This window comes from Vibrio sp. YYF0003 (assembly GCF_036350715.1).
Lineage (GTDB): Bacteria > Pseudomonadota > Gammaproteobacteria > Enterobacterales > Vibrionaceae > Vibrio > Vibrio natriegens.
The window spans coordinates 362,912-375,242 of sequence record NZ_JAZDWA010000003.1; the positions used below are offsets into that span (position 1 = coordinate 362,912).

At 43.5% G+C, this 12,331-nt stretch carries 12 protein-coding genes; 9 read left to right on the plus strand and 3 right to left on the minus strand.

Annotated elements, in window-relative coordinates; all coding sequences use genetic code 11:
* The first annotated feature begins 7 nt into the window (after window positions 1-7).
* The 8 genes from V1U08_RS11970 to V1U08_RS12005 all read left to right on the plus strand — a co-directional run bounded on the left by V1U08_RS11970 (window position 8) and on the right by V1U08_RS12005 (window position 8,993).
* Entirely contained in the window at window positions 8-682 is a 675-nt protein-coding gene (locus tag V1U08_RS11970) for a YjbF family lipoprotein (protein ID WP_330470667.1), read from the plus strand.
* A 32-nt stretch (window positions 683-714) separates the two neighbouring features.
* A complete protein-coding gene (locus V1U08_RS11975; RefSeq protein ID WP_443089735.1) occupies window positions 715-1,443 on the plus strand; it encodes a capsule biosynthesis GfcC family protein in 729 nt (242 codons plus the stop codon).
* Window positions 1,440-3,638 carry a YjbH domain-containing protein gene (locus tag V1U08_RS11980; protein WP_330470669.1) on the plus strand — a complete coding sequence of 733 codons (2,199 nt, stop codon included), beginning with the start codon at window positions 1,440-1,442 and terminating at the stop codon, window positions 3,636-3,638. The genes V1U08_RS11975 and V1U08_RS11980 overlap by 4 nt, the downstream gene beginning before the upstream one ends.
* Window positions 3,639-3,761: 123 nt before the next feature.
* The gene (rfaD, locus tag V1U08_RS11985; protein WP_330470670.1) at window positions 3,762-4,703 is read left to right on the plus strand and encodes an ADP-glyceromanno-heptose 6-epimerase; all 942 of its coding nucleotides are present in this window, start codon (window positions 3,762-3,764) and stop codon (window positions 4,701-4,703) included.
* 133 nt (window positions 4,704-4,836) lie between these two features.
* On the plus strand, window positions 4,837-5,826 hold the full coding sequence (lpxM, locus tag V1U08_RS11990) for a lauroyl-Kdo(2)-lipid IV(A) myristoyltransferase (protein ID WP_330470671.1): 990 nt from the start codon (window positions 4,837-4,839) through the stop codon (window positions 5,824-5,826).
* Entirely contained in the window at window positions 5,823-6,881 is a 1,059-nt protein-coding gene (gene waaF, locus V1U08_RS11995) for a lipopolysaccharide heptosyltransferase II (RefSeq protein ID WP_330470672.1), read from the plus strand. The genes lpxM and waaF overlap by 4 nt, the downstream gene beginning before the upstream one ends.
* Window positions 6,875-8,134 carry a lipid IV(A) 3-deoxy-D-manno-octulosonic acid transferase gene (gene waaA, locus V1U08_RS12000; protein ID WP_330470673.1) on the plus strand — a complete coding sequence of 420 codons (1,260 nt, stop codon included), beginning with the start codon at window positions 6,875-6,877 and terminating at the stop codon, window positions 8,132-8,134. Before waaF ends, waaA begins: the two co-directional genes overlap by 7 nt.
* 40 nt (window positions 8,135-8,174) lie before the next feature.
* Window positions 8,175-8,993 carry a hypothetical protein gene (locus tag V1U08_RS12005; protein ID WP_025533176.1) on the plus strand — a complete coding sequence of 273 codons (819 nt, stop codon included), beginning with the start codon at window positions 8,175-8,177 and terminating at the stop codon, window positions 8,991-8,993.
* Between the two features lie 27 nt (window positions 8,994-9,020).
* Here V1U08_RS12005 and V1U08_RS12010 read toward each other — a convergent pair whose 3' ends face one another.
* The 3 genes from V1U08_RS12010 to V1U08_RS12020 are packed head-to-tail and all read right to left on the minus strand — an operon-like array spanning window position 9,021 to window position 11,144.
* Window positions 9,021-9,983, minus strand: a complete 963-nt coding sequence (locus V1U08_RS12010) for a polysaccharide pyruvyl transferase family protein (RefSeq protein WP_330470674.1) — start codon at window positions 9,981-9,983, stop codon at window positions 9,021-9,023.
* Between the two features lie 10 nt (window positions 9,984-9,993).
* A complete protein-coding gene (locus V1U08_RS12015; protein ID WP_330470675.1) occupies window positions 9,994-10,725 on the minus strand; it encodes a 3-deoxy-D-manno-octulosonic acid kinase in 732 nt (243 codons plus the stop codon).
* A gap of 11 nt (window positions 10,726-10,736) precedes the next feature.
* On the minus strand, window positions 10,737-11,144 hold the full coding sequence (locus V1U08_RS12020) for a diacylglycerol kinase (RefSeq protein ID WP_065296220.1): 408 nt from the start codon (window positions 11,142-11,144) through the stop codon (window positions 10,737-10,739).
* A 107-nt stretch (window positions 11,145-11,251) separates the two neighbouring features.
* On the opposite strand from V1U08_RS12020, the gene V1U08_RS12025 reads away from it, so the two are divergent.
* A complete protein-coding gene (locus V1U08_RS12025; protein ID WP_330470676.1) occupies window positions 11,252-12,307 on the plus strand; it encodes a glycosyltransferase family 9 protein in 1,056 nt (351 codons plus the stop codon).
* The last annotated feature ends 24 nt before the right edge of the window (window positions 12,308-12,331 follow it).

Below are 12,331 nucleotides of genomic sequence, written 5' to 3' on the forward strand. Positions count from 1 at the left end.
GGGAATAATGAATATCTTTCTAACAAAAAAGTGGAAGCGCCTACTTCTTATCCTACCTGTATCTAGTTTAATGTTCGGATGTACTCAAAAATTCAATGATGTGTCCGCAACCGTTCAGGAAGCCTATGGTAATTACATCGATGTAGAACTCACACCTCAAGAAATTGAAGCCGTACCGTACGCCAGCGCATACCTTAAGATAGGTAATCAAAAACAAATTTTCGTTGTTTTAGCCTTCGCAGAGCAAAACCCTCTTACCGGTAAAACTCAACAGAAGTGGGTCAGCTCAGATAAGGCGATGGTAGTAACAGAGAACGGCCAAATCGTTAAAACCGTAAACTTACAGAACAACAATATTGCGGGCGTCTATGGCCAGGTCCCTGAGTATAACGCATTAAACACTGAGTATATGCTTTCGTATGACTGGGCTGAACAATATCGTTACGGCTTTCCTGCTCACATTACTCGAACCTATCAAGGTAAAGAAGTGGTCACAACACCACTGTCCTCCACGTCAGCCGATGTATATCGCGAAGCCGTTGAGTTCCTCAGCCTATCGGAAACCATCGAAAACTTTTACTGGGTAAATGATGAAGGGCAAGTCGTGAAGACCCGACAACATTTAGGGCCAAATATGCTACCGATTGAGTTAACGATTTTGAAAGGATACAGCAAATCATGAGTAATCGACTGTTCCCTTTATTAAGCTTCGCTATGTTAGCAAGCGCAAGTGTTGTACCTGCTTCCGCTCAATCCATCCCAGATAAATCCGCATATTTAAACGTTGAACTAGTTGGCGTGAGTAAACAGTTGCAATTTCAACAAAAAGCTCGTTTGGCGGATGTTCTAAAACAGGCACAACAGCAAGACCTTGTTTTACAATACCCTCTCGGCACAACGTTATTTGATGATTCCGAAGAAGCATTACGTAAATCAACTGCGCTGAAAAACTCAGTGTTGAACCAAATGATTCAGCACAACCTGGTCTCCCACCCGTTATATAAATACGTCCAAAAGCATCAATTTGCGCCGCGTGTGTTCTCTAACGTTGATGTGGATGACGTCCGCTTGGATAAGTTTAACAACCCTCTGCTTGATGGTGATTTATCTCTTGTATCAATACAGCGAGAAGAAAAAGTCATTTATCTAGGAAACTTAGACAAAGTCTACTCAGTTAAAGAACAAGCAGGCATTCCACTAAAGCAACAAATTGCAAACCTAGAAAGTGACATTGGTGAGCTTGCCCACCCTCCAATCCTAATTTATCCCGATGGCAACGTTGCTCAGCCACACTACGGTTCTTGGTTGACGACTCAATATTACCTGCCACCATTGACCATGGTTTATATCCCATTCGAGAAGTTTGAAACCTCTGAAATGGATCAGGATATTGTGAAGTTACTAACACAACTGAAGCCAACATCAATGAAGAGCCCACTATGACGCTGATTAGAAATACTTTAACCCTTTCTTTAATGGGTCCGGCATTGGTTTGGGCTCAAGATATGCCATTTGAAGTACCACCGCTTCAGCCGTCACAGATGGACTTTGGCGGTGTAGGCTTGATGCAAATGCCGACTGGCCGTATGGCGCCAGAAGGTGAATTTAACTTTGCCGTAAACTTCAGCAACGAGTATCAGTTTTACAATGTCACCCTACAAATAATGCCTTGGTTGGAGACAACCCTTCGTTACACATTGGTCAATGACGTTTTATATACTGAGGACTATGACTTTTCTGGAGATAATAAGTTCTCTGATAAAGGTATCGATTTTAAAGTTCGGCTTTTAGAAGAATCCCAATATTTACCAGAGCTTTCGGTTGGCGTTCGTGACTTTGCTGGTACAGGTCTATTTGATGCCGAATTTATCGCTGCCACCAAGCGCTATTCTAACCCTAACTTAGGTACGTTCGACTTCACTTTAGGTTTAGGTTGGGGTTATTTAGGCACTCGTGATAATATCAGTAACCCGGCATGTAAAGTTTCAGAACGCTACTGTGACCGACCATCTGATTACAAAGGTAATGGCGGTAGCGTGGACTTTGAGCGTTGGTTTAAAGGTTCGACAGCTTTATTTGGTGGTGTGGAATATCAAACACTTTATGCCCCACTGCGCTTTAAACTGGAGTACGACAGCAACGACTACAGTGAAGACTACCCAGTCGCTCGCGGAAAAATAGACATGACACCACACACGCCATGGAACTTCGGTGTACTTTACCGTTTGGGGCACATGGCAGATCTGCGCTTAAGTTATGAGCGTGGGGATACCCTCGTAGCAGGTTTAAGTCTATATACCAACTTCAATAAGATGCCATCTTTCTGGCGTGATACACCAACGCCAAAGGCAGAAGATAACCAACCAGCCGAGCTTTCTCAGGTCGATTGGGAACGCGTAACAGAAGACCTGGATAAGATTGCGGGTTATCAAAATACCAAAATCTATGCGAAGGACGATACCGTATCGATTGTCGGTGAGCAAAAGAAATACCGTGATCGCAGCGAAGCACATGAAAAAGCCGCCGCCGTGTTGAGCAACCAAGTGCCAAAAAGTGTTGATACGTTTACCATCAATGAGCGCAACCGTGGTTTAATCACGAATCAAACGATTATCTCTAAAGATAAATACCGAGATTACGCACAAGTAAACTACGTCAACCCACAAATCGATGATGCGGTTTCAACATCGAACAGCAAACCACAAGGTAAAGCGACCAATGATGGCTTTAAGCGCTTCGACTGGAGTTTTGCACCTAAATTAGTTCAAACGCTGGGCAACGCTGAAGACTTTTACCTGTTTAGCGTCGGTTTAAATGGTAATGCCTCTTACTGGTTAACTGACAACCTGGAAATAGGCGGTTCGCTTTACTGGGATTGGTATAACAACTACGACAAGTTTAATTACGTTACGCCACCGGATGGTACAACGATTCCGCGTGTGCGTACCATGTTCCGTGCTTACCAAAACGAGCACGATGTGTCTATGTCAAATCTACAGTTGACCTGGTTCCAGGAATACTCGGACACGATAGATCAGCAGTTTTATGCAGGTTACCTGGAAAGTATGTTTGCTGGTGTGGGTACAGAGTTCTTATACCGCCCTCAAGGTTCAAACTGGGCAATTGGTGCAGACGCTAACTTGATCTCTCAGCGTGACCCAGAGAGTTACTTTGGTGTTTACACCGACAAATGGCAAAACGTTCCAAAATACGGTGATCCGTTCCAAGTTATTGATAAAGGCTTTACTGGCTTTGTGTCTGGCTATTACTTCCCGCAATGGGAGTTCTTGTCTAACACAATGTTCCAGTTGGATGTTGGTCAATTCCTGGGTGGTGATAAGGGCGCTCAGTTGAACTTTTCCAAGCAATTCAAGAGTGGTGTCATCGCAGGTGTCTTTGCATCAGTGAGTGACCTATCAGCCGATGAGTTTGGTGAAGGTAGCTATACCAAGGGCTTCTATATTTCCATTCCATACGACATCATGACCGTTAAGCCAAGCAACAACCGTGCGAACTTCAGCTGGCAACCACTGACCCGTGATGGTGGTCAGAAGCTGGGTCGCAAATACAGCTTGATCGAACTAACAGATGAACGAAACCCTTGGTACCAGCGACCAAACCATTCGGATGAGAAGTAACTAACGCGAGGGCCTAGACTACTAGGCCCTACTCCCTATAACCTTTCTTTACCGCTTCAATAGCGCGGTATAACGTTTCTTGCTAAAATTCCTGAGAAAATTTTAATCTATGGTGGAAGTTCTATGATCATCGTAACTGGTGGTGCTGGCATGATTGGCAGCAACATTGTTAAAGCTCTCAACGCAGCTGGTATGAACGATATTCTGGTTGTCGACAACCTAAAAAATGGTAAAAAGTTTAAGAACTTAGTTGATCTGGACATCACAGATTACATGGATCGTGACGACTTCCTTACCCAAATTATGGCCGGTGATGATTTCGGTCCTATCGAAGCAATTTTCCATGAAGGTGCTTGTTCTGCAACCACCGAGTGGGATGGTAAATACATGATGCTAAACAACTATGAGTACTCAAAAGAGTTATTGCATTATTGTTTAGACCGTGAAATTCCATTCCTTTACGCCTCTTCTGCAGCCACATACGGTGAGACAGATACCTTTGTTGAAGAACGTGAATACGAAGGCGCACTTAACGTTTACGGTTACTCGAAGCAGCAGTTTGATAACTACGTACGTCGCTTATGGCAAGACGCTGAAGAGCACTGTGAGACCCTATCTCAAATTACTGGCTTCCGTTACTTCAATGTTTACGGCCCTCGTGAAGACCATAAAGGAAGCATGGCATCCGTTGCCTTCCACCTAAATAACCAGCTAAATGCAGGTGAAAACCCGAAACTCTTCGCAGGTAGCGAGACCTTTAAACGTGATTTCGTTTACGTCGGCGATGTATGTAAAGTAAACCTATGGTTCTTCGAAAATGGCATATCAGGCATTTTTAACTGTGGCACAGGACGCGCGGAGTCGTTTGAAGAGGTCGCGAAAGCGGTGATCACTCACCACGGAAAAGGTGAAATCGAAACGATTCCTTTCCCTGAGCATCTAAAAGGCGCTTACCAGGAGTTCACTCAAGCTGATCTGACTAAGCTACGCTCAGCAGGCTGCGACGTAGAATTTAAAACGGTTGCAGAAGGTGTCTCTGAATACCTAGCCATCCAAAATCGCTAAATATCTTTGTTCGCAATTATGAGGTGGTGGTGATTATGACCTGCCACCTTTACTCATTCCTAATAGCCTGTATCATTTCCTTTATCTACATTTAAATCACTCGTCTCCATACGTATAGGTAACAAGACACCCCATGACCAATAAACGTGATGATTTCGATCCCAAAGCCTATAACCCTGAGTTTGAACGCCACTTTCTATCGCCTAAATATTGGGGGACTTGGTTAGGTGTCCTTCTCTTTTTGCCTTTAGCGTTGATGCCGTTAAGTGTGCAAAAATGGTTAGCAAAAACAGTTGCGAAGAAACTATCAAAATCACGTAAAGGCCCTGCTCACCGAGCTCGCGTAAACTTCGAGTTATGTTTTCCAGAAAAAACATTTGAAGAACGTGAAATCCTGATTGAAAAAACAATCTATACTGCAGCACTGTTCTTTTTCCGTTTTGGACTATTAAGTTTGCGCTCTCCGATATGGCTGCAGAAACGTTGTCAAATCATAGGGTTGGACATCTTACAAAACCATATTGATAACAATGAAAATGTAATCTTAATGGTCCCGCATTCTTGGGCCATTGATATCCCGGCTATTTTGCTTGCTTCAAAGGGAATGCCCGTATCTGCCATGGCGAAAAAACAAAAGAACGACGTTACAGACTGGCTGATGCACAAACAACGCGTCCAATATGGCGGACGAGTTTATGAGCGTTCTGGCGGCATCAAGCCATTCTTAAAATCTATCCGCGATGGTTATGTGGGTTATTATTTACCCGATCAAGATCATGGTCCTGAACATAGTGTGTTTGTAGACTTTTTTGCAACACGTAAAGCGACACTGCCGGGCTTAGGTAAAATTGCAAAACTATCTCGCTCCAAAGTATTACCAATGTTTGCTTCTATGAACACAGAAGATGGCACGTTTGATATCGAAATCCTGCCGGCATTCGAATTGGATAAAGGTGACGAGCAAGACGCACGTACCTGCAACCAAGCAATTGAGTACTTTGTGGGTAGCAAACCGGAGCAATACATGTGGGTACTCCAATTATTGCGTTCGCAAGAAGACGGCAATAACTATTACAATATCTTTAAGCCGAGATACGACACTGACTGGCAAGTTAAAAAATGAAAAAGATCTTAATTATTGGTCCTTCTTGGGTTGGCGATATGGTGATGTCGCAATCCTTATACATTGTTCTAAAGCAATTGAATCCTGATAGCGAAATTGATGTCATTGCTCCCGGATGGTGTAAACCAATCTTAGAGCGTATGCCTGAGGTAAACCAAGCGATACAAATGCCGATTGGCCACGGTGAGTTTAACCTTCTGGGACGCCGTGAAATTGGTAAGACACTGCGTGAGAAGAAATACGACCACGCTTATATCCTGCCAAAATCGGCTAAATCTGCACTGATACCGTGGTTTGCTAACATTCCTCTTCGCAGCGGCTGGAAAGGCGAAATGCGCTATGGCTTGCTGAATGACATTCGTCCTAACATGAAGTCGTTCCAATACATGGTGGAGCGTTATGTGGCTTTGGCTTATCCACAATCGGAGATGGTGGACTCATCATCACTGGGTGGACTAGAGACACTGCCGCGCCCTCGCCTAGCTATCAATACTGAAGAGCAACAAGCCACTATCCAAAAGTTCAACCTAAATAAAGAACGCTCGATTATTGGCTTGTGTCCAGGTGCAGAATTTGGCCCGGCGAAGAAGTGGCCAGAAACGCATTATGCGGAAGTTGCCACACAGATGTGCAAAGAAGGCCATCAAATCTGGTTATTTGGTTCACAAAAAGATCTTGAGACATGTAACGGAATTCGAGCACTGGTTCCGCCACAGTTCCAACAGCATATTCATGTTCTAGCCGGACAAACTAGTTTGATTGAAGCCGTTGATTTACTGGCTGTATGTAAAACCGTCGTAGCAAATGACTCAGGCTTAATGCACGTTGCAGCAGCAGTCGGTTGTAATGTCGTCGCTGTGTATGGTTCAACATCTCCAAAATACACGCCGCCACTTGCAGACAAAGTCGAGATTGTTCATACCGATATTGACTGTCGCCCATGTTTTCAACGTGAATGCCAGTTTAACCACCTTAAGTGTTTGACGGAATTGTCACCAAAACAAGTGTTGAATAGCATCCAAAAACTCGAAGCGATTACCATTAGCTCATGTTAATTCGACTCATATATACCCTGTTGCTGGCTTTGGCTTCACCGATTCTTTTGTTTGGTTTGTATAAAAGCAAACCAAACAAGCCTAAATTTGGTCCGCGCTGGAAAGAGCATTTTGGTATTACACCAAAGCTTAACACGGACCAACGACCAATATGGATTCATGCAGTATCCGTTGGTGAAAGCATCGCTGCAGCACCGCTAATAAAAGCGTTAAAAAAGCAAAACCCTGAACAAACGATTCTGGTTACCACGACAACCAGTACCGGGGCCGAGCAAGTAGAAAAATTAGGTAGTTTAGTCGAACACCGATACATGCCAATCGACTTTAGCTTTGCGGTAAAAGGATTTTTGAAAGCGACAAACCCAAAGCAAATGCTGATTATTGAAACTGAACTTTGGCCTAATACTCTAAATACAGTGCATAAAGCCGGAATTCCAATCACTGTCGTTAATGCACGCCTGTCTGAAAAGTCATATAACAACTACGCCAAAGTTCAAGCGCTGTTTAACTTGCTGCATCCTTGCTTAACTCAGGTACTTTGCCAGGCAGAATCCGATGCAGACAGATTTGAACGCTTGGGCGTTGAACGAAACAAACTATCCGTAACTGGTTCAATAAAATTTGATATCCAAATCTCAGACGATGTGAAAGCTAAGGGTAAGGCGTTGCGCTCTGCTCTTGGCGAACACAGACCCGTCTGGATAGCAGCAAGCACGCACAAAGGCGAAGACGAGCAGGTATTGGATGCTCACAAGCAAGTGCTTGAATCACATCCAAATGCCTTGTTGGTTCTAGTACCACGGCACCCAGAACGTTTTGATAGTGTCTTTGAACTTTGCCAAAACCAAGGTTTTCAAACGGTTCGCCGCACGTTAAAGTCAGAAGTAACGGAGTCTACTCAAGTCTACCTAGGCGATACTATGGGTGAGATGTTGATCTTGCTTGGTGGTGCAGATATCTGTTTCATGGGAGGTAGCCTGATAGGAGATAAAGTCGGCGGACATAATGTTCTGGAACCTATCGCACTCGGTCTACCTGTATTGACAGGCCCAAGCTACTACAACTTTCAAGACATCGTTGAAGCACAAATCGAACTTAACACTGTCAAAGTTGTTTCTGCTAAGCACCTAAGTAGCGTGATTGTGTCTAGCTTAAAGAAATCAAGAAACAATAAAGGTGGACGCAACCTTCTAGTCCTCAAACAGCAAGGTGCTGTCGATTTGACCATAAATTGTATTTTAGAGCGAATGTAAGTCATTCGGATTTAATAACTATTAACTTAAACGAGCTCTTATGAAGAAAAATGAAACATATCTAAAGCTGAGAAGACGGTTAATCAAGCGTTTCATTAAACTTACTCATCCTAAATCACAACGTTACAAAGCCGATTACTGGCCTGACGTTAAGGTTCGAAAAGAAGGGACTTTTTTTCGCGGTAAAGCCGTCTCATTGGTTCCACTGTCAGAGCTTGTTGGATTTGATCAGCAAGTCAATATTATTGGCTCAGGTCCAAGTGTGAAATCCCTCGATCATGCAAGAATCGAAGGAAAGAATGTGTTTTTAAACGGAGCAGTTGCACTGGCTTATGAGCACCAACTAGGCATTGATGCGTTAGTCATTATGGATGCCAACTTTGTTTATAATCGCTTTGACTTACTTGCTCAACTCAAACAAAAAACACACCTAATACTTAGCCTTGGTGCATTGTGTGCGATTGGAGAACGAGATTATTCGCTTCTCGTCAATCATGACGTTTCTCTCTTCCATCAGACGAAGTTTTCGCCACAAATGCCTTTTAGCAATGATATCGATAATTACGTCGTCGATGGTGGTACAGTGATGGCTATTGCTATCCAGATTTTCGCTCGACAACAACCTAATATCATGAACTTGCTCGGGCTGGATATATCGAACGCCCACCAACCGAGGTTCTATGAAGCTCAAGGGAAGCAGCAAAAAAGTGGTCTACAAAAAGACTATGAAGAGAAAATTCTTCCATTTATGACCGAGGCCAGTCAGCAATTGCGAGGCCGTATTTTTAACTGCTCACCTATCTCAAAGCTTCCGTTTGATGTGATCCCGTACAGTGACTGTTATGAATCAATCAACTAATACCGGTGGCTAGTGACTCATCAATGATTAGTCGTTAAACACCGAGTGATAGAAGGTACGCATGTTCTTGCGTCCTTCTGAGAGGAAGGCTTCAATCTTCACAACATCCTCATTCGTCAAGGGCTCAATTCCCTCAAAGTTTTCAAGCTGCGACGAGGCGATGATCCGTCTTTGTAAACCGATATCCTCCATCAGCCCCTCTACTTTGTGGCTGTTAGAGCTGACGGCGAGAAATGGCGTCAAACTGTTGATAGCATAACAAATCGCGTGGTAGCGCCCCGTGATGATACCGTTGGCATGAGCGATCTCTCGATGATATTGCTCCGGAGTCATCTGCTCACGTGCTATAAATAGGTTTCTGGTCTTGAATTTGGTGAAGTCAAACTTGCGCAGACCTTTGAGAATATAACGATTGACTTGCTCCCAGCGATTCGACGTATAACAGATACGATTCACGCTGAAGTCGGCTTTATTGTGGAATAGCTGGTGCATTTTCCACGCTAAACGGAAATTAACACTGTCTCCGTAGAGAAACCCTTTTCTATCCGTCGACGTACACAACTCACTGTACAAGGACAAGTCTGGAATAACGATAGAATCGATCCCCTGCTCCTTAAGCTGGCGTTGACTGCGAGTCTCTCGCACTGTCACGCCATCGAAGTTCTTGAGTAATTTTGCAAATATGTCAGGGTTACTGTCGTAGGTCGCGTTAACCAAATATTTTTTCAGGGGAAGATCAGCAACAAGCTTAAGCATATCATGCGCACGTTGTGCACCGTGATGAAAGGTTCCTTCTCCATTAATAATGACAATATCAGCTTGCTGTAGGTATTGCTTGGTCTCTGAGTTAAAGATCTTCTGATCAATTTTTAACGAGTGGGTCACTATCCCACCAGACTCTGCAATCAAGGTATTTAAGTTATTGATGACTCGAGTACATCCATAGTGATTGTCTGGCGTAGTATCGTTCAGCAATACGACTTTTCTCATTGCATTGTTCTCACTTTCTATTCTTTGATATTTGTAGTTGCAGCTCATAACCCTTCAGAACAATTGCAAAATCGTTTGTCGTCCAGTGAATGCTCAACTTATTGAATTCTTTAATAAAAGAGCGATTAAACCTTTCAAGGTTATACTGTTTAACTTGCTCACTCGCATCTAAATGGCACTTATCAAAATCAATAATCCACACTTTATCTCTATCATCGATCAAGATGTTGTGAATATTTAAGTCGGTATGGTTAACGCCCGCATTGTGCATTTTGGCAATTTCTTGTCCGATTTTTTTATACATATCTTTCGATAACGAACGCTCTTGCAAAATGCTAACCAAATCTCTGGCATTTGGAATCCGCTCACTTAACAAATCGGCTTGGTATGAGAGTCCGACTTTAACAACGCGTGCCGCAATTGGTCGAGGGACGTTAACTCCTGCTTGTATCAACGTAAGTAAAAGCTGGAACTCTTCAGCACTGCGTGTTTTATCCCAGCCAGAAAACCAATACTGGTCTTTAACCAATTTACCGAACAATCCGCCCCGACGATAATGACGCAAGGCAGCTTGCATAGTATCAAGCTGAACAAACCACGTCGTACCGCGTCCCGTTGCACTGCCAACAATCTTATTCACTGACTGCCAGTATTCTGGGTCAAAAATAGGCTGGCTGGGGTTTGTAATGAACTCATCATCAAACCAAATGACCTGATTGTTATCTTGATACTGTTGAATCATGTTTTAAATCTCTAGCCCAAGTAGCGACTGGTCAATATATAAAGCCAGGTAAAGCCAGCAAATGTTAACGCAACCATAACGGCTGCGGACCCTATATCTTTAGCGCGACCACTTAACTCATGGCGTTCAACACCGATGCGGTCTACTACTGCTTCTATGGCTGAATTCAGCAGTTCGACAATCAGTACTAATACAACCACACCAATCAATAAGATACGCTCGATCATCCCGACATCAACCAAGCATGCCAAGATCACAGCAATACTCAGCAAAGCGAGCTCTTGCCGAACCGCGGCTTCATGTTTAAAAGCGGCTTTTAATCCCTGTATAGAGTAACCTGTTGCTTTGATAATGCGTTTTACGCCCGTATTACCTGGCTTCCCTGATTCTTGCGATTGATCTGGTGTAGTCTTTGACATTGCAGAATACTTATCGGTATTTCGTTATATTGGAGCTGTGTATTTTACATTTATTGGGGATGTCTGCATAATTTACCTGCCTCTATTTCGCTAATCAGACAATAATTATGTTCACTTCTGCCCCATCATCATTATGCATCTTGCGTTTATCCGCTATTGGAGACGTTTGTAATACCATCGCTACCGTGCAAGCAATTCAAAAACAATGGCCAAGCACTCAAATCACCTGGATTACAGGCAAACTAGAGTCTCAATTGTTAGCGGCTATTGATGGTGTCGAAGTCATCGTATTCGATAAAAAAGCAGGCTTAGAAGGCTATAAAGCTCTGTGGAAACAGTTAAAAGGTCGCAAATTTGATGCCCTTTTGCACATGCAATATGCTATTCGAGCTAGCGTATCGACATTAGGTATTAAGGCAAAATATAGGCTGGGTTTTTCTTCTGACAGAAGTCAGGATTTTCAGACACTGTTTACCAATGTCAAAGTACCTTCGCCACAATCTCTGCATGTCGCGGATGGTTTAATGGCTTTTGCCCATCAAATTGGGGTTCCCAACACAGAGCTAGATTGGACACTTACTTACCCAGAGCAGGATAGAGAGTGGGCAGAGGCTCATATTTCTGGTGACAAACCAAACCTATTACTCGTACCTGGAGCCAGTAAAGCTTATAAAAACTGGAACGCTGAGGGATACGTTGATGTTATTGAGCACGCGAGAGCGAAAGGATGGAATGTCATTCTTGCTGGTAGCCCTGCACAAGTAGAGTTGGACCTCGCCGAGAGCATACAGTCTCGCTTGGAAGAACCATGCCTGAATTTAGTGGGCCAAAGTTCTATTCTACAAATGCTTGCTTTGATTGATAATGTAGAAATGGTCATCGCTCCAGATACTGGGCCGGCACATATGGCAAATGCGATGAACACTCCGATTATTGGTTTGTATGCCCACCATAACCCAGTTCGCGTGGGCCCTTACCGCTACTTACAATATGTAGTATCAGTTTATGAAGAAGTCATCTTGGCTGAAACTGGAAAAACCAGCCAACAACTTAGCTGGCGAACTCGTGCAAAAGATGAAACTGCAATGAATCGCATCACAAGCGATCAAGTGATAAGCATGTTCGATCACGTCGTAGAAGATTTGTACCCGCAATATCAGTAAACTTACGGTATTGATTTGTAAAGA

Bases quoted from the DNA above. Each gene is read 5' to 3' on its own strand.
- rfaD (WP_330470670.1), top strand. From the start codon at position 3,762: ATGATCATCGTAACTGGTGGTGCTGGCATGATTGGCAGCAACATTGTT.
- waaA (WP_330470673.1), top strand. From the start codon at position 6,875: ATGTTAATTCGACTCATATATACCCTGTTGCTGGCTTTGGCTTCACCG.
- V1U08_RS12025 (WP_330470676.1), top strand. From the start codon at position 11,252: ATGTTCACTTCTGCCCCATCATCATTATGCATCTTGCGTTTATCCGCT.
- V1U08_RS11980 (WP_330470669.1), top strand. From the start codon at position 1,440: ATGACGCTGATTAGAAATACTTTAACCCTTTCTTTAATGGGTCCGGCA.
- V1U08_RS12010 (WP_330470674.1), bottom strand. From the start codon at position 9,983: ATGAGAAAAGTCGTATTGCTGAACGATACTACGCCAGACAATCACTAT.
- waaF (WP_330470672.1), top strand. From the start codon at position 5,823: ATGAAAAAGATCTTAATTATTGGTCCTTCTTGGGTTGGCGATATGGTG.
- V1U08_RS12005 (WP_025533176.1), top strand. From the start codon at position 8,175: ATGAAGAAAAATGAAACATATCTAAAGCTGAGAAGACGGTTAATCAAG.
- V1U08_RS11975 (WP_443089735.1), top strand. From the start codon at position 715: ATGTTAGCAAGCGCAAGTGTTGTACCTGCTTCCGCTCAATCCATCCCA.
- lpxM (WP_330470671.1), top strand. From the start codon at position 4,837: ATGACCAATAAACGTGATGATTTCGATCCCAAAGCCTATAACCCTGAG.
- V1U08_RS12020 (WP_065296220.1), bottom strand. From the start codon at position 11,144: ATGTCAAAGACTACACCAGATCAATCGCAAGAATCAGGGAAGCCAGGT.
- V1U08_RS11970 (WP_330470667.1), top strand. From the start codon at position 8: ATGAATATCTTTCTAACAAAAAAGTGGAAGCGCCTACTTCTTATCCTA.
- V1U08_RS12015 (WP_330470675.1), bottom strand. From the start codon at position 10,725: ATGATTCAACAGTATCAAGATAACAATCAGGTCATTTGGTTTGATGAT.